Origin of the sequence: Nocardioides luti, from assembly GCF_014212315.1 — a bacterium.
Lineage (GTDB): Bacteria > Actinomycetota > Actinomycetes > Propionibacteriales > Nocardioidaceae > Nocardioides > Nocardioides luti.
In genome coordinates, this window is the sequence record NZ_JACKXE010000001.1 from 988941 (window position 1) to 1006015 (window position 17075).

At 73.3% G+C, this 17075-nt stretch carries 18 protein-coding genes; 10 read left to right on the forward strand and 8 right to left on the reverse strand.

Annotated elements, in window-relative coordinates; all coding sequences use genetic code 11:
* Nucleotides 1–12: 12 nt before the first annotated feature.
* Both gltX and H5V45_RS04685 read right to left on the reverse strand, forming a co-directional pair.
* Complete coding sequence (gltX, locus tag H5V45_RS04680) at nucleotides 13–1488, reverse strand: glutamate--tRNA ligase (RefSeq protein ID WP_185251866.1); 1476 nt, start codon at nucleotides 1486–1488, stop codon at nucleotides 13–15.
* Entirely contained in the window at nucleotides 1485–2294 is an 810-nt protein-coding gene (locus H5V45_RS04685) for a fumarylacetoacetate hydrolase family protein (protein WP_185251867.1), read from the reverse strand. The genes gltX and H5V45_RS04685 overlap by 4 nt, the downstream gene beginning before the upstream one ends.
* Nucleotides 2295–2488: 194 nt before the next feature.
* Here H5V45_RS04685 and H5V45_RS04690 point away from each other — a divergent pair, with 194 nt between their 5' ends.
* The 5 genes from H5V45_RS04690 to H5V45_RS04710 all read left to right on the forward strand — a co-directional run bounded on the left by H5V45_RS04690 (nucleotide 2489) and on the right by H5V45_RS04710 (nucleotide 5970).
* Nucleotides 2489–3517, forward strand: coding sequence for a 3-methyladenine DNA glycosylase (locus H5V45_RS04690; RefSeq protein ID WP_246415858.1), 1029 nt, complete (start codon nucleotides 2489–2491; stop codon nucleotides 3515–3517).
* 88 nt (nucleotides 3518–3605) lie between these two features.
* Nucleotides 3606–4208 (forward strand): M23 family metallopeptidase, encoded by a 603-nt coding sequence (locus H5V45_RS04695; protein WP_185251868.1) that lies wholly within the window; start codon nucleotides 3606–3608, stop codon nucleotides 4206–4208.
* A 37-nt stretch (nucleotides 4209–4245) separates the two neighbouring features.
* A complete protein-coding gene (locus tag H5V45_RS04700) occupies nucleotides 4246–4512 on the forward strand; it encodes a DUF2087 domain-containing protein (protein ID WP_221633911.1) in 267 nt (88 codons plus the stop codon).
* Nucleotides 4505–5116, forward strand: a complete 612-nt coding sequence (locus H5V45_RS22250; protein WP_185251870.1) for a pentapeptide repeat-containing protein — start codon at nucleotides 4505–4507, stop codon at nucleotides 5114–5116. The genes H5V45_RS04700 and H5V45_RS22250 overlap by 8 nt, the downstream gene beginning before the upstream one ends.
* The gene (locus H5V45_RS04710) at nucleotides 5113–5970 is read left to right on the forward strand and encodes an alpha/beta hydrolase (RefSeq protein WP_185251871.1); all 858 of its coding nucleotides are present in this window, start codon (nucleotides 5113–5115) and stop codon (nucleotides 5968–5970) included. The genes H5V45_RS22250 and H5V45_RS04710 overlap by 4 nt, the downstream gene beginning before the upstream one ends.
* On the opposite strand, the gene H5V45_RS22575 is transcribed toward H5V45_RS04710, so the two are convergent.
* On the reverse strand, nucleotides 5967–6734 hold the full coding sequence (locus tag H5V45_RS22575; RefSeq protein ID WP_185251872.1) for an MOSC domain-containing protein: 768 nt from the start codon (nucleotides 6732–6734) through the stop codon (nucleotides 5967–5969). The two genes, H5V45_RS04710 and H5V45_RS22575, sit on opposite strands and share 4 nt — an antisense overlap.
* Nucleotides 6731–7306: a TetR/AcrR family transcriptional regulator C-terminal domain-containing protein gene (locus tag H5V45_RS04720; RefSeq protein ID WP_185251873.1), complete on the reverse strand. Its 576-nt coding sequence runs from the start codon at nucleotides 7304–7306 to the stop codon at nucleotides 6731–6733. Before H5V45_RS04720 ends, H5V45_RS22575 begins: the two co-directional genes overlap by 4 nt.
* A 130-nt stretch (nucleotides 7307–7436) precedes the next feature.
* Between H5V45_RS04720 and H5V45_RS04725 the strand changes: the two genes are divergently transcribed.
* From H5V45_RS04725 to H5V45_RS04735, 3 genes are read left to right on the forward strand one after another with little or no spacing between them, the layout of a single operon-like run.
* Complete coding sequence (locus H5V45_RS04725; RefSeq protein WP_185251874.1) at nucleotides 7437–8042, forward strand: biotin transporter BioY; 606 nt, start codon at nucleotides 7437–7439, stop codon at nucleotides 8040–8042.
* Between the two features lie 9 nt (nucleotides 8043–8051).
* Nucleotides 8052–8741 (forward strand): ATP-binding cassette domain-containing protein, encoded by a 690-nt coding sequence (locus H5V45_RS04730; RefSeq protein WP_185251875.1) that lies wholly within the window; start codon nucleotides 8052–8054, stop codon nucleotides 8739–8741.
* Nucleotides 8738–9349, forward strand: coding sequence for a CbiQ family ECF transporter T component (locus H5V45_RS04735; protein ID WP_185251876.1), 612 nt, complete (start codon nucleotides 8738–8740; stop codon nucleotides 9347–9349). Before H5V45_RS04730 ends, H5V45_RS04735 begins: the two co-directional genes overlap by 4 nt.
* A gap of 168 nt (nucleotides 9350–9517) precedes the next feature.
* Here H5V45_RS04735 and H5V45_RS04740 read toward each other — a convergent pair whose 3' ends face one another.
* Nucleotides 9518–10936, reverse strand: a complete 1419-nt coding sequence (locus tag H5V45_RS04740; RefSeq protein ID WP_185251877.1) for an amidase family protein — start codon at nucleotides 10934–10936, stop codon at nucleotides 9518–9520.
* 52 nt (nucleotides 10937–10988) lie between these two features.
* Nucleotides 10989–11534 (reverse strand): NAD(P)H-dependent oxidoreductase, encoded by a 546-nt coding sequence (locus H5V45_RS04745; protein ID WP_185251878.1) that lies wholly within the window; start codon nucleotides 11532–11534, stop codon nucleotides 10989–10991.
* Nucleotides 11535–11666: 132 nt separating this feature from the next.
* On the opposite strand from H5V45_RS04745, the gene H5V45_RS04750 reads away from it, so the two are divergent.
* A complete protein-coding gene (locus tag H5V45_RS04750; RefSeq protein ID WP_185251879.1) occupies nucleotides 11667–12263 on the forward strand; it encodes a TetR/AcrR family transcriptional regulator in 597 nt (198 codons plus the stop codon).
* Between the two features lie 191 nt (nucleotides 12264–12454).
* Here the strand turns inward: H5V45_RS04750 and cimA are convergent, their stop codons facing one another.
* Both cimA and H5V45_RS04760 read right to left on the reverse strand, forming a co-directional pair.
* A complete protein-coding gene (cimA, locus tag H5V45_RS04755; RefSeq protein ID WP_185251880.1) occupies nucleotides 12455–14050 on the reverse strand; it encodes a citramalate synthase in 1596 nt (531 codons plus the stop codon).
* Nucleotides 14051–14258: 208 nt separating this feature from the next.
* The gene (locus tag H5V45_RS04760) at nucleotides 14259–15929 is read right to left on the reverse strand and encodes a protein kinase domain-containing protein (protein WP_185251881.1); all 1671 of its coding nucleotides are present in this window, start codon (nucleotides 15927–15929) and stop codon (nucleotides 14259–14261) included.
* Nucleotides 15930–16076: 147 nt separating this feature from the next.
* Here H5V45_RS04760 and H5V45_RS04765 point away from each other — a divergent pair, with 147 nt between their 5' ends.
* A complete protein-coding gene (locus H5V45_RS04765) occupies nucleotides 16077–17072 on the forward strand; it encodes a FecCD family ABC transporter permease (protein ID WP_185251882.1) in 996 nt (331 codons plus the stop codon).
* Nucleotides 17073–17075: the final 3 nt, after the last annotated feature.

Genomic DNA, 17075 nt, shown 5'->3' on the forward strand with positions numbered 1-17075 from the left:
TCGGCTCCATGCTCAGCCCAGCACGCTCTGCAGCCGCGCCAGCGACCGCTCGCGACCGAGCAGCTCGAGCGACTCGAAGAGCGGCGGCGAGATCCGGCGGCCGGTCGCGGCGACGCGGACGGGGCCGAAGGCGTTGCGGGGCTTGAGACCCATGCCCTCGACCAGCGTCGCCTGCAGCGCGTCCTGGATCGCCTGCGTCGACCAGGTGTCCAGCGCCGCGAGGGCGTCGTACGACGCCCGCACGACCGCCAGGCCGTCCTCGGTCAGCAGCTTCTCGGCGTCGGCCGGGTCGACCGTGAAGTCGGCCTCGTCGACGAACAGGAAGCCGAGCATGTCGACGGCCTCGGTGAGCTTGTTGATCCGCTCGGCCACCAGCGGCATCGCCAGCTCGAGCAGCTGCGCGTCCGCGTCGCCGACGGGGTCGCCGACCACGCCGGCCGCCTGGAGGAACGGCAGCGCCCGGTGGGTGACGTCCTCCACCGACAGCTGGTGCATGTGGGAGGCGTTGATGGCCTCGGCCTTCTTGAGGTCGAAGCGGGCGGGATTCGGGTTCACGTCGCCGATGTCGAACGCCTCGACCATCTCGTCGAGCGAGAAGATGTCGCGGTCGCCGGAGATGGCCCAGCCGAGCAGCGCGAGGTAGTTCAGCAGCCCCTCGGGCAGGAAGCCCTGGTCGCGGTAGAGCGACATGTGCGCCTGCGGGTCGCGCTTGGAGAGCTTCTTGTTGCCCTCGCCCATGACGTAGGGCAGGTGGCCGTACGACGGGGTCACGGTCGCCAGGCCGACCTCCTTGAGCCCCTCGAACAGCGCGAGCTGGCGCGGCGTGCTCGAGAGCAGGTCCTCGCCGCGCAGCACGTGGGTGATGCCCATCAGCGCGTCGTCGACCGGGTTCACCAGCGTGTAGAGCGGGTCGCCGTTGGCCCGGCACAGCGCGAAGTCCGGGACGTGCTCGGTCTCGAAGGTGATGTCGCCGCGGACCAGGTCGTCCCAGGTGATCGACCCGTCGGGCATCCGGAACCGCACGACCGGTCGGCGTCCCTCGGCGACGAACGCCGCGCGCTGGTCCTCGGAGAGGTCACGGCAGAAGCCGTCGTACCCCATCACCTTGGAGCCGGACGCCTTGCGCCGCGCGTCGACCTCCTCGGTGGTGCAGTAGCAGTCGTAGGTGTACGACGACTCGCGCAGCCTGGCCAGGGCGTCGGCGTAGATGTCGCCGCGCTCGCTCTGGCGGTAGGGACCGTGCGGGCCGCCGGCCTCGATGCCCTCGTCCCAGGTCAGGCCGAGCCAGCGCCACAGGTCCAGGATCGCGTCGTACGACTCCTGGGTGTTGCGCTCCTTGTCGGTGTCCTCCATGCGGAAGACGATGGTGCCGCCGTGGTGACGGGCGAAGGCCCAGTTGAAGAGCGCGGTGCGGGCCAGGCCGACGTGCGGGGAGCCGGTCGGGGACGGGCAGTAGCGGACGCGGACGTCGCTGCCGGGGCTGGTCATCGTCGTGCCACCTTGTTCGTGAGGGTGCCGAGGCCGGCGATCGAGATCTCGATCTCGTCGTCGACCTGCATGGGACCGACACCCTCGGGGGTGCCGGTGAGGATGACGTCGCCCGGGAGCAGCGTCATGGCGCTGGAGACGTGGGCGATCAGCGTCGGGATGTCGAAGATCAGGTCGCTGGTGTTGCCGTCCTGGACGAGGTCGCCGTTGAGGTGCGTCTGGACCGCGACGCCGTCGGCGAAGACCTGCGGGTCGAGGTCGGTCTCGATCCACGGCCCGAGCGGGCAGAACGAGTCGAAGCCCTTGGCGCGGCTCCACTGGCCGTCGCTCTTCTGCAGGTCGCGGGCGGTCACGTCGTTGGCGATCGTGTAGCCGTGGATGACGTCGGTCGCCTGGTCGACGGGGACGTCACGGCAGATCCGACCGATGACGACCGCGAGCTCGCCCTCGTAGTGCAGGTTCTCGGTCTGGCGCGGGTAGAAGATCGGGTCACCGGGCCCGACGACGCTGGTGTTCGGCTTGAGGAACATCAGCGGCTCGGACGGCACGTCGCCGCCCATCTCGGCCGCGTGCGCGGCGTAGTTCTTGCCGATCCCGACGACCTTGCTGCGCGGCAGAACCGGCGCGAGCAGGCGGACGTCGGCCAGCCGGTGGGTCTGCTCGAGCAGCTTGACCCCGACGTACAGCGGGTCGCCCGCGAGGGCCACCACGACGCTGTCCTCGTCGGGCTGGCCGAACTGGTCGACGTCGCCCGTCAGGACGCCGTACTGGGGGTCTTCTCCGACGGTGAATCTCACGATGCGCACGAGGTCGAGCCTATCGACCGCCTGCGCGGCGTCGTCCGGTGGTTGAGGCGTCCCCGCCCGCGGCGGCGTCCGGTGGTTGAGGAGGTCGCGCCCGCGGCGGCGTCCGGTGGTTGAGGAGGTCGCGCCCGCGGCGTAGTCCGGTGGTTGAGGAGGTCGCGCAGCGACCGTCTCGAAACCACTCCTACCCTTGACCCATGGACCCGGTGGTGCTCGACGAGGCGACGTGGCGCGCCCGGGCGGACGCCCACGCGGCCCGGGTCGACGCGTTCGTGACGCCGCACCTCGAGCGTCGCTCCGGCGGCGTGAAGCACCCCGTGCACGACTTCCTCTTCACCTACTACGCCCAGCGACCGGCGCAGCTGCGCCGCTGGCATCCGGGGTACGGCGTCGGGCTGGCCGGCGGGGCGGCGTACGCCGGCCTCAAGGGCTACGGGTGGTTTCGAGACGGTTGCTGCGCAACCTCCTCAACCACCGGGACGGTGGTTGAGGAAGGCGCCCTGGCGCCTGTCTCGAAACCACCCGCCGCTGAGGGCGACGCCGTCGCGGTCACCACGGCGCACGTCGTGAAGCAGCGTCCGCTGCTCGAGTCACTCCACCGGCTGCTCAGCGCGACGGCGGCCCGGCCCGCGCAGCTGGGGTGCTTCGGGCTGCACGAGTGGGCGATGGTCTACCGGATGACCGAGGAGCAGACCCGGCACGCGGACTGGCCGCTGCGGCTCGGGCCGGACGGCACGGACGCGGTGGCCGAGTCGCACCGGATCGGGTGCTCGCACTTCGACGCGTTCCGCTTCTTCACCGAGCCGGCCCGTCCGCTCAACACCCTCGCCCCCACGAGCGAGGACCGGCCCGCCTTCGAGCAGCCGGGCTGCCTGCACGCCGGGATGGACCTCTACAAGCACGCGTTCCGGCTCACGCCGATGATCAGCTCCGACCTGGTCGCCGACTGCTTCGAGCTGGCGCGCGACATCCGGGTCCTGGACATGCGCGCGGCGCCGTACGACCTCGCCGACCTGGGCTTCGACCCGGTCCGCATCGAGACGGCCGCGGGCAAGCAGGAGTACGCCGCCGCGCAGCGCGTCTTCGCCGAGCGCGGCGCCCCGCTCCGGGCGCGGCTGGTCGACGAGTGCGCGCGGCTGCTCGCGGTCGCCGGAGCTGCCGACCACCTCGGTGAGCGGCCCGCACGACAGGAGGAAGTGCCGTCACACCCGGTCGGCCACGCCTGAGGAGCCGGCGTACGCCGACTTCCTCCTGTCGTTCGGGCCGCCGCCCGGCGGACGACCGCGACCGGTGTCGAGAACTAGGGTGAGCGCCATGGTCTCGGTCCCCGCTCGCCCCGCCCGTCCGGCCCGCGTCGCCCGCCTCGCCCGTCTGGCCACCCTCGTGCTGGCGCCGCTGCTGGCGCTGACGGTCCTCGCGACGGCGGCGCAGGCCGACAAGCGCTGGGTGTTCTACACCGACGACACCACGCACTACACGTCCCCGTGGTTCGGCGGGGCGCACCGGATCATGGTGCCGTTCGGCTGCACGAGCGCGCCGTACTACTCCCCCGACCCGCGCTGCTCGGACGACCGCGGCTTCCACCACGGCCTCGACATCGCGATGCCGTGCGGCACGAAGCTCTTCAGCCCCTACCGGGGCCGGGTCGTCTCGCACGACACCCTCGGGCCGGCGTACGGCGACAACCCGATGCTGATCCGCTACGCCAAGCGCGGCTTCGACCTCGTGATCGGCCACACGCGGCGGGTCTTCCTCCAGCCGGGCGACCGGGTGCGCGCCGGCGCGAAGATCGCGCTCGCCTCGGACAACGGCGCGCCCGACGGCTGCCACCTGCACTTCGAGAAGCGCGCGGTCGAGGGGGGCCTCGCCACGGCGACCAAGCCGCGCCGGCTGCTCGCCCTCACGCCCCAGTCCTGAACAGCCCGACCGACCGAACGGAACCACCATGTCCGCCATGCACGACCGCGTCCTCCGCAACTTCATGTCTGCTGACGGCCGACTGACCTCGATCCCGACCAAGCAGTCCAAGCTCGCCATCGTGCTCGACCACATCGCGCAGTCCTTCGAGCTGGGTCAGCGCTACCCCGAGTCCGAGGTCAACACGATCCTGATGCGGGTGCACAGCGACTACGCCGCGCTGCGCCGCTACCTCGTGGAGGGCGGCTTCCTCACCCGCGAGGACGCGGTCTACTGGCGCAGTGGTGGCAGCGTCGATGTCTGACCCGCTCGTCGCGGAGGGACGTCACTTCCGCGGCGACGACTGGTACGCCGAGGACCTCGGCGCGGCCCGCTTCGTCGACTGCACCTTCACCGACGTCGACCTCTCCGAGGCGTCGACGTCGAGCGCGCTCTTCGAGAGCTGCGTCTTCCACGGCGGCCGCTTCAACGCCTCGGTGCACCGGAGCACGGCCTTCGTGGCCTGCGACTTCCGCCGGGTCAGCTTCTTCGACGCGACCTTCGAGGGCTGCAAGCTGATCGGCTCGGCGTTCGCCGACTGCGTGCTGCGCCCGATCAAGGTCGTCGGCGGCCAGTGGCGCGGGGTCACGATCCGCGGCACGAAGCTGACCAAGCTCGACCTGGCCGGCCTCGACCTGCGTGAGGCGGACCTGTCGCTGTCCGACCTGAGCGGTACGACGCTGCGCGGTGCCCAGCTCGACGGCGCCACCCTGCGCGAGACCGACCTCTCCGGGGCCGACCTCCGCGGGGCCTCGCTCGACCGGGTCGACCTCGCGGCGGCCCGGCTGCGGCGTACCCGCCTCGACCTCGCGGGCGCCGTCCTGCTCGCCGAGCTCCACGGCGCCGACGTGGAGGTCGGTCCAGCATGAGCCCGGACGTCCCCTTCCGGCCGCTGCCGCTCGACCTGACGGACGTCCGCCACCTCCCCGGCCCCGACTCGACCGTCCACGAGGGCGTGCCCCGCGGCACCGTCACCGAGCTGCACCTGGACCCGAGCGGCGTCTTCCCGGGGACGACGCGGACGGTGCGCGTGCACGTCCCCGCGCAGTACGACCCCGCGCATCCAGCGTCGCTGCTGGTCCTGCAGGACGGGGCGGGCTTCCTCGACCCGTCGGGCGATCTCCGCGTCGGTGTCGTCCTCGACAACCTGGTCCACGGCGGCGACCTCCCGCCCACGATCGCGGTCCTCGTCGACCCCGGCGAGCGCGACGGCGTCCCCGACGCCGACCGGCCGCGCCGGGAGCGGCAGCGCAACCGCGAGTACGACGCCTTCGACGACCGCTACGCGACCTTCCTCCTCGACGAGGTCCTCCCCGAGGTCCGGCAGCGCTGGGCGGTCACCGACGACCGCGACCGCTGGGCCATCGGCGGCTTCAGCAGCGGCGGCAGCTGCGCCCTCACCGCCGCCTGGCACCGCCCCGACGACTTCCGCCGGGTCCTCTGCCTGCTGCCGAGCTTCCCGCAGGTGACGGGCGGCGATCCCTACCCCGGGCTGATCGCCTCGACGCCGACCAAGCCGCTGCGCCTCTTCCTCCAGGCCGGCCACCGCGACCTCGGCTGGGACGAGCCCGAGGACAACTGGCTCGCCGAGCACCTCCGCGTCGCGGCGGCGCTGCTGGAGGCGCAGTACGACGTCCGGCTGGTCCTCGGCGACGGCGGGCACGATCCCCAGCACGGGGGCGTGCTGCTGCCCGACGCGCTGCGCTGGCTGTTCCGGCCCTAGCTCCGTCGGAGCAGCGCGGCGGAGTCCCCCGGGCGCACGGCGCCGGCCACGGTGACCCGGGCATCGACGCCGAAGGCCAGGGCGTCGTGCGGGCCGGTGCCGGGGCGGATCCGGCCGAGGGTCGTGAGCAGCGAGGTGTCGCGCTCGCCGGCCCGGCCGAGGTCGATGACCGCGCAGCGCGGGATCGGGGCGGTCACGTGCAGCGTGGCGGCGCCCACCTGCAGGTCGTGACCGATCCAAGCGTCCTCGAGCCAGGGCTCGTCGCCCGCGTCGACGACCAGCGTGGAGCGGAAGCGGGCCGGGTCCACGGTCTCCACGCCGGCCTCGCGCGCCAGCGCCCGGAGCGAGGCCGTGGTCAGGATGCTGACGAGGCCGCCGTACACGATCTCGCCGCGCGGCGCGCGCGCCAGCCGCACGTCGCGGCCGACGTGGCGGGCGAGGAGGTCGGGGTGCGGGCCGTCGACGAGGGCGAGCTCGACCGGGCGGCCCCAGTAGTCGCAGGTCACCGTCTCGCCGGTCTCCTCCGGCGCGCCGGTCGCGCGCTCGCCGGACGGCAGCGTGACGTCGAGCGTGTGGCCGTCCCAGTCCGCCAGGACCGCCACGAGGGACGGGTTCTCGACCGTCTTGAGGACCTTGCGCGCGGTGGTGTCGACGAGGCAGAACGCGCGGTCGCCGACCGCCCCGCGGGCGTCCAGCTCGAGGGCGTCGTACGCCGTGTGCCGGGTGCCCTTGAGGGCGGCGACGCCGACGCGGGTGATCCTCACGGGCGCCGGGAAGCGTCGGGCGACGGGAGCCGCAGGCGGATGCCGTCGAGCACCAGCGCGAGCCCGAGCTCGAAGTCGGAGTCGTCGCGCGGCTGGTCGTCGATCGCGCCGACGCTGCCGGCCTGCAGGTGGGTCTGCTCGTCGCTGGTGTGGCCGAAGACGAAGTGCAGCAGGGTGCGCGCGGCGGTGCGGACCAGGTCGTCGGCGAAGCCGCCGTCGGTCAGCGCGTCGACGAGCTCGTCGTACGGCGCCGCCGCCCCGAGACCGAAGGCGTGGGCGGTCGCGACGACGTCCGCGCCGTCGCGGTAGGCCAGCATCGCGTCGCGCAGCTCGGTGCACACCGCACGGACCCGCTCGTCCCACGGCGCGGGGCGCGAGGCGCGCCGACCGCGGGCGAGGATCTCGTCGGCGACGGCGGCCAGCAGCGTCTGCTTGTTGGCGACGTGGTGGTAGAGCGCGCTCGGCTGGACCCCGAGCTCCGCGCCGAGGCGGCGCATCGTCAGGTCGGCCAGGCCGTACGTGTCGAGCACGGTGATCGCCCGGTCGACGACGTCCTCGCGGTGGTGCCGCATCTCACTCCGTCCGTGACGCTGTCCCGTGTGGACCGGCGTTGACGCCGGCTGAACCCGACCCTAACCTGAACACCGTTCACCTGACCACCGTTCAGGTCACTCGCGATCCGGCACCGACGAAGGACGATCCATGACGACCACCACCCCTCCCCAGACGCACGACGACCTGGGCCGCCGCCGCTTCACGACGACCGACCTCGCCCTCATCGCGTCGTTCGCGGCGCTGATCTCGGCGTGCGCGTACGTCGGCAGCATCCCGGTCGGCGGCGCCGCCGTGCCGATCACGCTGCAGACCTTCGGCATCCTGCTCGCCGGCTTCGTCCTGGGCCCGGTCCGCGGCTTCCTGGCCGCGTCGCTCTACCTCGTCCTGGGTGCCGTCGGCCTGCCGGTCTTCGCCGAGCACAGCGCCGGGCTCGGTGCGTTCACCGGCATCGCGTGGGGCTACCTGTGGTCGTTCCCCTTCATCGCCCTGCTCGCCGGCCTGCTGGTCGTCGTGGCGTCGCGCGCGGCCGGCCCGACCCGGGCCTTCGTCGTCTTCCTGTGCGGCCTGCCCGCCGTGCTCCTCAACCACGGCCTCGGCATCACCGGCATGAAGCTCCACGAGGACGTGTCGTGGACGACGGCCGCCGGCTGGGACGCGCCGTTCTGGGTCGGCGACCTCTTCAAGCTCGCCGTCGCCGCCCTGATCGCGGCCGAGGTGCACCGCGCGTTCCCCGCGCTGCTGCGCCGTCGCTGAGCCGCCTGCGTGATCGAGTACGACGCCGCCGCGCTCACCGTCGCGACCCCCGCGGGTGACCGCGTGGTGCTCGAGCCGACCACGCTCACGCTGACCGAGCACCGGATCGGTGTCGTCGGCGCCAACGGGTCCGGCAAGTCCACGCTGGCCCGGCTGGTCAACGGCCTGGTCCGGCCGACCTCGGGCCGGGTCGTCGTGGACGGTCTCGACGTGGCTCGCCAGGGCGCCGGCGTACGTCGCCGCGTCGGCTTCTGCTTCACCGACCCGGCCGCCCAGCTCGTGATGCCCACGTGCGTCGAGGACGTCGAGCTGTCGCTGCGCCGGGTGGAGAAGTCCGCCGCGCGACGCCGCGCCCGCGCCCTCGAGGTGCTCGCGCAGCACGGCCTCGGCGAGCACGCGGACGTCAGCGTCCACGCGCTGTCCGGTGGCCAGAAGCAGCTGCTCGCGCTCGCCGGCGTACTCGCCACGGAGCCCGCGATCCTCGTCGCCGACGAGCCGACCACCCTCCTCGACCTCCGCAACACCCGCCGGGTCGCCGACCTGCTCTTCGGGCTCGAGCAGCAGCTGCTGCTGGTGACCCACGACCTCGACCTCGCTGCGCGCTGCGACCGGGTCCTGGTCGTCGAGGACGCCCGGGTGCGCTTCGACGGGCCGCCGGACGCGGCGATCGCGGACTACCTCGCCACGGTGGACGCGTGAGCCAGCCGACGTTCATCGGCGTCTACCAGCCCGGCTCGACGCTGCTGCACCGGCTGCCGGTGGGGGTGAAGCTCAGCGGGCTGGCCGCGCTGAGCCTGGCCATCGTGCTGGTGCGCAGCATGCCGTCGGCGCTGGTCTTCCTCGGTGTCGGGCTGGCGCTGGCGCTCGTGGGGCAGGTGTCCCTGGGGCTGTTGCTGCGCGCCGCTCGCGGCGTGCTCGTCGTCGCGGTCGTGATCGCTGCGTTCCAGTGGTGGCTGAGCGGGTACGCCAAGGCCGTCGAGACGCTCGTCGACCTCGTGACGCTGGCGCTGCTGGCCATGGTGCTGACCGCGACCACGCCGGTGAACGCGGTGCTCGACGCGATCGTGCGCTGGATCACCCCGCTGCGGCGCCTCGGCGTCGACCCCGACCGGGTGGCGCTGACCTTCGCGCTGACGATGCAGTCGCTGCCCGGCACCGTCGCCCTGGCCCTCGAGACCCGCGACGCCGCCCGCGCCCGCGGCGTCCGCTCCCCGCGGGCGTACCTCTCCCCCTTCGTCATCCGCGTCGTCGCCCGCGCCCACGAGACCGGCGACGCGTTGATGGCGCGCGGGATCGGCGACGACTGAACCCTGCGCCGGCTCGGCGCCGATCCGGGACGTCCTGCGATGTGGTCGCCCGGACGACCACATCGTCGGACGTCCCGCGGCCCGGCCCGAGATGCACGGGACGTCATACGTCCCGTGGTGGGGGTTGCTCCGTCCGTATGACGTCCCGCGACCCGCACCCCGCACCACTCACCAGCCCGGCGGGCGCCGATCGGCCCAGGGGGCGGCCTCCTCGACCTGGGCGGAGAGCGCGAGCAGCAGCTCCTCCTCCGCGGGCCGGGCGGCCAGCATCACGCCGACCGGCAGCCCCTCGGCGGTCCAGTGCAGCGGCAGGGAGATGGCGGGCATGCCGGTGACGTTCCAGGCGGACGTCCAGGGCGTGAACTCCTTCTGCGCCTGGAAGTCCGCGGCCGGGTCGGCGTCGTTGCGGATCGCGCCGACCGGCAGGGGCGGCGTGGCGAGGGTCGGCGTCAGCACGGCGTCGTACGGCGCCAGCGCGGTCAGGGCGGCGGCCGCGAAGCGTCGCATCCCACCGATCGCAAGGCCGAACTCCGGCCCCGTGACCCGGTTGCCCCAGGCCGTGAGCCAGCGGGTGAGCGGCCGGATGAGGTGCTCCTGCTCGGGCGGGACCACGGACAGCGCGGTGAGCACGGCCCAGCAGGTCTCGAAGGTGGCGACCGCCTCGCGCGGCAGTGGCAGCGGCACGTCGACGACCTCATGCCCGAGCGACTCCAGCAGCCGCGAGGCGTCCTCCCAGGCCTGGACGCAGTCGGGGTCGATCGCACTGTCGGTGATCACCGGTGCGATGAAGCGAGCGACCCGGAGCCGACCGGGCTCGCGATCACAGGCCGCGAGGAACGAGCCGGACGGAGGCGGTGCCCAGGCAGGATCCCCCACCCGACGACCGGCGAGCACGTCCAGCATCGCCGCCGCGTCGCGCACGGTCCGGGCGATCGGCCCGGCCGTCGCCAAACCCACCGGGTCGCCGTAATTCGGGTGACCACTGATCCGACCGCGGGTGGGCTTCAGCCCCACGAGGCCGCAGCACGAGGCGGGGATCCGGATGGAGCCGCCACCGTCCGAGCCCTGCGCCAGCGGGACGAGCCCCGCGGCCACCGCCGCCGCCGCGCCACCGGACGAGCCGCCCGCCATCCGGGTCCGGTCCCAGGGCGTCACGGCCGGGGGCAGGCCCTCGGGCTCGGTGTAGCAGGGCGAGCCGAACTCCGGCGTGCTGGTCTTGCCGAGGCTGACCAGGCCGGCGGCCTCGAGCGCGAGGGTCACGCCGTCGGAGACCTCGGGCACGAAGTCCGCGAAGACTGGTGAGCCGAACGCCGTCGGCACGCCAGCCGTCAGGTTGAGGTCCTTGATCGCGGTCGGGACGCCGAAGAGCGACGACTCCCCCGCGCCGTCGGCGCCCGCACCCGCGCCGGCGCTGAGCGCGGTGGCGCGCGCCCGCGCCAGGTCGGGCGTGAGCGTGACGAACGCGCCGACCGTGTCGAGCCGGTCGGCGCGTTCGAGGTAGTGCTCGGTGAGCTCGAGCGGCGACACCTCGCGGCGTCGGACGAGCGCACCCTGCTCCAGCGCGGTCAGGTCGTGGAGTTCGGTCACGAGCCGACGCTAGCGCGGCAGCCGGGCGCGTGGGCGCCCGGCGGCGGGACGGTCAGGCCGCCTCGACCTCGGTGTAGTCCACGAGGGTCTGGACCGCGGCGCGCAGGCGCGCGAGGACCTCGGGGTCGCTCAGCACGTCGACCTCGAGGGCCGACTGCGAGACGGTGACGTCCTCGACCACGACGGCGCCGGCGATGCCCGCGGAGCGCGCGGTGTCGGCGTGCGCCCACTTGCCGCCGTACGGCGTGGGGGTGGCGCCGACGACGCCGAAGGGCTTGCCCTTGATGGCGCCGACGCCGTAGGGACGCGACAGCCAGTCGATGGCGTTGTTGAGGACGGCGGGCATGGTGCCGTTGTACTCGGGGGTGACCGCGAGGACGCGGTCGGCGCGGGAGACCTGGTCGCGCAGGGCGGCGGCCGCGGCGGGCACGTCACCGGCGTCGAGGTCCTCGTTGTAGAACGGGAGCTGCTCGAGGTTCTCGGCGATCTCCACGGTGACGCCGGCGGGCGCCTGGTCGCGGAGGGCCTCGGCGATCTTGCGGTTGAGCGAGTCGGCGCGAAGGCTGCCGACCAGGACGAGAACGGTGGTGTCGGACACGGGGGCTCCTACGAGGTGGTTCGGTACGGTCACGAGGTTAAACGGACCGCAGTCCGCTTTGTATTCCCGTCCCGGGCATCTTTCTCGGTGAGACCCCGCCCACACCGGCCGCAGCCCTACAGTGAGCGCGACATGACCGAGCACCGTCTCCTCCCGCTGGTCGACGCCCCCGCCCCGGAGCGCCGGGACGCCGCGCGCAACCGGGAGGCGCTGCTGGAGGCCGCCCAGGCGCTCATCGACCACTGCGGTCTGGACGCGGTCACGATGGACGCGGTCGCGGCGGCGGCCGGGGTCGGCAAGGGCACCGTCTTCCGGCGCTTCGACTCGCGCGCCGGCCTGATGGGCGCGCTGCTCAACCACAACGAGACCGCCTGGCAGGCCTCGGTGATGTCCGGGCCTCCCCCGCTCGGCCCCGGCGCCGAGCCGTGGGAGCGGCTGCTGGCCTTCGGCCGCTCGCGCCTCGAGACCACGCTGCAGCACGCCGACCTGATCCGGCACGCCGGGCAGGCGGGGACGCGGTCGTTCGCGGCGTACTCCTTCGCGGCCATGCACGTGAGGTACCTGCTCGGCCAGCTCGGCGTCACCGGCGACCTGCCGCTGCTCGCCACCGCCCTGATGGCCCCGCTCGAGGCCCCGATCCTGGAGCAGCAGGTGCGCATCGAGGGGATCGACGTCGAACGGGTCTTCCACGGCTGGGCCGACCTCGCCGGGCGGATCGTCCGCCGCTGAGGCGCTGGGCACCGCGGAAGTTTCATCGGTCGGCCGATGAAACTGGCGGCGGGACGCTGATGCTTCACCGTCCCGGCGGGAGTTCCAGCGGTCGACCGACAAAACTGGCGCTCCTGTCACGGAACTCCGTGACACCAGCGCCAGTTTCACCGGGTACCCGGTGAAACTTCCGCACCGATGACCCACCGCACTCACGCCGAGTGGTGCCGCCGCAACCCGAAGGTCATGCCGTCGACCAGCGCCCCCCAGGACGCCTCGATGACGTTGTGGCCGACGCCGACGGTGACCCAGGACGACTCGCCGTCGGAGGTCTCGATGAGCACGCGGGTGGTGGCGTCGGTGCCGTGGCCCTGGTCGAAGATGCGGACCTTGTAGTCGATGAGCTCGAACTTCGCGACCTCGGGGTAGGCCTGCCCGATCGCCTCGCGGAGCGCCTGGTCGAGCGCGTTGACGGGACCGTTGCCCTCGCCGGTGACGACGTACCGCACCCCGTCGGCCTTGAGCTTCACCGTCGCCTCGGAGACCGCCTCGTCGTCGACGCCGCGGTTGTTCAGCGTCTCGGTGATGACCCGCCAGGACTCGACGTCGAAGTACGCCGGGCGCACCCCCTCGACCTCCTCGACGAGCAGCAGCTCGAAGGACGCGTCGGCCGCCTCGAAGGTGTAGCCACGCGACTCCATCGCCTTGACCCGGTTGGTGACCCGGGTGACGAGGTCCTTGTCGCCGGACAGGTCGAAGCCGAGCTCGCGCCCCTTGAGCTCGATCGACGCCCGTCCGGCCATGTCCGAGACCAGCAGCCTCATGTCGTTGCCCACGCCGACCGGGTCCATGTGCTGGTAGAGGTTCGGGTCGACCTTGATCGCGCTGGCGTGCAGGCCGGCCTTGTGGGTGAACGCCGACGTGCCGACGTACGGCTGGCGCGACGCGGGCGGGAAGTTCGTGACCTCGGCGACCGCGTGCGCGATCCGGGTGGCGTCGCGGAGCAGCCCGGCGGGCAGCACCTGGCGGTCCAGCTTGAGCTCGAGGTTCGCGACGACCGAGACGAGGTCGGCGTTGCCGGTGCGCTCGCCGTACCCGTTGATCGTGCCCTGCACGTGCGTCGCGCCGGCGTCGACGGCGGCCAGCGTGTTCGCGATCGCGCAGCCTGTGTCGTTGTGGCAGTGGATGCCGACCCGCACGCCGGTCGTCTCGATGACGTCGTGCACCACGTCGGCCACCCAGCCCGGCAGCATGCCGCCGTTGGTGTCGCAGAGCGCGACCACGTCGGCACCCGCGTCGTACGCCGTCCGCAGCACCTCGAGGGCGTACGCGCGGTTCGCCCGGTAGCCGTCGAAGAAGTGCTCGGCGTCGAGGAACACCTGCTGACCCTCCTCGCGCAGGTGGGTGACGGTGTCGCGGACCATCGCGAGGTTCTCCTCCAGCGTGGTCCTCAGGGCCAGGTCGACGTGGCGGTCGTGCGACTTCGCCACCAGCGTCACGACCGACGCGCCGCTGTCGCGGAGCGCGGCGATGCCGGGGTCGTCGGCAGCGCGTACGCCGGCCCGCCGGGTCGACCCGAAGGCCGCGAGCTTCGCGTGCCGCAGGTCCAGCTCCTGCACCGCGCGCCGGAAGAACTCGGTGTCCTTGGGGTTGGCCCCCGGCCAGCCGCCCTCGATGTACCCGACGCCCAGGCCGTCGAGCTGCCGCGCGATCGCGAGCTTGTCGGCGACCGAGAGGTTGAGCCCCTCCTGCTGCGCGCCGTCGCGCAGGGTGGTGTCGTAGACGTGGAAGGTGCCGTGCAGGTCCATCGGTGCTGGCTTCCGTTAGGTCGGGTCGGGCAACAAAAAAACCTCTCGTGGGACGAGAGGTCGGCGCGTCGTGGTCTCCGCTGGGGAGTCGCGACGCGCTAGGAAATGATGATCAGCCGGTGCTGCATGTCGTCCATGCTGCCACGCGTCCCGTCCCGTGGGACCGGCATCTCGCGATCCGACCAGACCAGCCGGACCGCCGAGCGGCTCAGCCGCCGAACGGCATCGCCGGCAGGTCCACGCCCGTCCACGGCGCGTCGCGGTCCGGCGTCCAGCTCACGCCGGCGGTGTCGGCGCGGAAGCCGGCGACGGCCGCGAGACCGAGCACGAGCACGAGCCCGACCACCCAGGACCGGGGGTCGACGGAGAGCGGGTGGACCACGCGGGCCAGCGGCGAGCGCACCCGCGAGCCGCCCGGTCCCATCCACAGCGAGGCGGCGAAGACGACGCCGCTGGCGAAGAGCGACACGGCGACGCCGGTCGCGAACGCGTAGCAGAGCAGCGCCGCCGCGGCCCCCAGCCCGGCGCTCCACAGCGCGAGCATGATCGTGCCGGGGATCGAGCGGACCAGGTCCCATGGCGCGGAGATCAGGAACAGCACTCCGTCGTACCACTTGCGGCCCCGCAGCCGGCGCCGGTCGCCGTGCGCGCTCGCGGCCAGCGAGCCGCTGCGCAGCAGCCAGGTGAGGACGAGGATCAGCGCGGTCGCGACCCAGGGGTACGCCGCGATGGCGGCGCCGGCGGCCACGGCACCCGAGGCGAGCAGCAGGAAGCGGCGGGTCCGCTCGGCCAGCGGGACCTTGACGACCTCGGGACCCCACGGCGTCGCGTCGTCCCACAGTGCCCCCTCGCCTGAGGCCCCCTCGCGGGGGGCGCCCGGCTCGTCGTAGCCCCGGGTCAGCTGCTCGTCGTACGCGTCGGGGTGTCCCTCGAGCGCGCTGTCGAACGCGATCACCTCGGTCGGGTGCTCGCGCGAGCGCTCGGCGGCGGCCTGGGCGGCGATGGCGAGCGGGACGGTGTACGGGTCGTCGGCGACCGGCGTCGGCGGCACCACGCGCTGCACGCGGGTGTCGTTCGGCCGCAGCCACCCGATCAGCTGGTCGAGGGTCGGGCGCCGCTCGGGCTCGGGGGCGAGCGCGGCGGCCACGATCTTCTGCAGCCCGGACGGCAGGCCCGACAGGTCGTGCTCGCCGCGGCGGACGCGGTCCATGATCGCCATCGAAGGGCCGCGGCCGAACGGCGCGCGCCCGGTCCCCGCGTAGGCCACCGTGGCCGCCCACGAGTGCACGTCGGTCGCCGGGGTCGCGTCGTCGCCGTACAGGATCTCGGGCGCGAGGTAGCCCGGGGTCCCGAGCAGCCAGCCGGTGTGGGTCAGCTTGGGGTCGTCGGCGACGCGGGCCAGCCCGAAGTCGATGAGGATGGGCGTCCGCCCCTCCATCAGCACGTTCGACGGCTTCACGTCGCGGTGCAGGACGCCGACGTCGTGGACCGAGGCGATGCCCTCGGCGAGGCAGGCGGCGAACCAGGTCAGGTCGGCGCCGGCGATCGGCCCCTCCTCCACGACGTGGTCGTGCAGCGAGAGCCCGGGGACGTACCGGGTCGCGACGAACGGGATGTCGGCCCACGGGTCGGCGTCGACGATCTCGGCCACCCACTTGCTCCGGACCCGGCTCAGCGAGTTGACCTCGCGGGCCAGCCGGGCGCGGGCCTCGTCGTCGCCGACGATGTGCGGGCGCAGCACCTTGAGCGCCACGCGGGGCCCGCCGGGCTTGCGGGCCAGGTGGACGACGCCCATCCCGCCCTCGCCGATCCGCGACAGCAACGTGTAGTCGCCCACGGTCAGGCCCGGGGGCTGCTGCGGGCGCGGAGCGGTCGTCACGGGCTGAGGCTACCCGGGCGCGGCGGCACGACCCCGTTGGTCGGGGCCGTGCCGCGCGGCGTTCTGGACCGACCCCCCGGACGGTCCGAACGTTGTTAGGTTAGCCTTACCTTGCTCATTGACCAACCCCACCCTCCGAGGACCCCGATGACTCGCACCGGCTCGCCCCGCGGCCTGCTGCTGCTCGGCCTCGGCCTCCTCGGCGCACTGACGCTCAGCCTCGCGGTGGGCAGCCGGAGCCTCGCGCCCGGCACCGTGCTCGACGTGCTGCTCCACCCGGACGGCTCGGACGCGTCCACGATCGTGCACTCGCTGCGGCTCCCCCGCACGGTGCTCGCGGCCACGGTCGGCCTCTGCCTCGGCATCGCCGGCGCCCTCATGCAGGGCCACACCCGCAACCCGCTCGCCGACCCGGGGCTCCTGGGCGTGAGCGCCGGCGCGGCCTTCGCGGTCGTGCTCGGCATCTTCCTCTTCGGCGTCACGTCGCTCGCGGGGTACGCCTGGTTCTCGCTCGCCGGTGCCGGTCTCGCCGCCGCGGCCGTCTTCGCAATCGGCTCCACGCGCGGCGGGCCCGACCCAGTCTCGCTGGTGCTGGCGGGTACGGCGGTGAGCGCCCTGCTCGTCGCGCTCACCCAGTCGGTGGTGCTGCGCGACGTCGACACGCTGGACGACTACCGCTTCTGGGCGGTCGGCTCCGCCTCCGGGCGCGACCTCGCGGTGTTCTGGCAGGTGCTCCCGTTCGCGCTCGCCGGGCTGCTCCTCGCCGCGATCAGCACGCCCGGCCTCAACCTGCTCCAGCTCGGCGACGACGTGGCCGCCTCGCTGGGGATGCACCCGCTGCGGCACAAGGTCCTCGGCATCGGCGCCGTGATGCTGCTGACCGGTGCGGCGACCGCCGCGTGCGGCCCGATCGCGTTCGTCGGCCTGGTGGTGCCGCACGTGGCCCGGCGCCTGGCGGGCGTCGACTACCGCTGGATCGTGCCCTACGCCGGGCTGGTCGGCGCGCTCGTCCTGACCCTCGCGGATGTCCTCGGCCGGCTGGTCGTCCGCCCGGGCGAGCTGCAGGTCGGGATCGTGATGGCGCTGGCGGGCGGGCCGCTGTTCGTGCTGCTGGTCCGCCGCGCCCGGCTGGTGGCGCTGTGACGA

What these genes read in the sequence shown, in the direction of transcription:
- gltX (WP_185251866.1), bottom strand. Translation starts at nt 1,488, where the DNA reads ATGACCAGCCCCGGCAGCGACGTCCGCGTCCGCTACTGCCCGTCCCCG.
- H5V45_RS04720 (WP_185251873.1), bottom strand. Translation starts at nt 7,306, where the DNA reads ATGCGGCACCACCGCGAGGACGTCGTCGACCGGGCGATCACCGTGCTC.
- H5V45_RS04710 (WP_185251871.1), top strand. Translation starts at nt 5,113, where the DNA reads ATGAGCCCGGACGTCCCCTTCCGGCCGCTGCCGCTCGACCTGACGGAC.
- H5V45_RS22250 (WP_185251870.1), top strand. Translation starts at nt 4,505, where the DNA reads ATGTCTGACCCGCTCGTCGCGGAGGGACGTCACTTCCGCGGCGACGAC.
- H5V45_RS04690 (WP_246415858.1), top strand. Translation starts at nt 2,489, where the DNA reads ATGGACCCGGTGGTGCTCGACGAGGCGACGTGGCGCGCCCGGGCGGAC.
- H5V45_RS04725 (WP_185251874.1), top strand. Translation starts at nt 7,437, where the DNA reads ATGACGACCACCACCCCTCCCCAGACGCACGACGACCTGGGCCGCCGC.
- H5V45_RS04700 (WP_221633911.1), top strand. Translation starts at nt 4,246, where the DNA reads ATGCACGACCGCGTCCTCCGCAACTTCATGTCTGCTGACGGCCGACTG.
- H5V45_RS04750 (WP_185251879.1), top strand. Translation starts at nt 11,667, where the DNA reads ATGACCGAGCACCGTCTCCTCCCGCTGGTCGACGCCCCCGCCCCGGAG.
- cimA (WP_185251880.1), bottom strand. Translation starts at nt 14,050, where the DNA reads ATGGACCTGCACGGCACCTTCCACGTCTACGACACCACCCTGCGCGAC.
- H5V45_RS04695 (WP_185251868.1), top strand. Translation starts at nt 3,606, where the DNA reads ATGGTCTCGGTCCCCGCTCGCCCCGCCCGTCCGGCCCGCGTCGCCCGC.
- H5V45_RS04765 (WP_185251882.1), top strand. Translation starts at nt 16,077, where the DNA reads ATGACTCGCACCGGCTCGCCCCGCGGCCTGCTGCTGCTCGGCCTCGGC.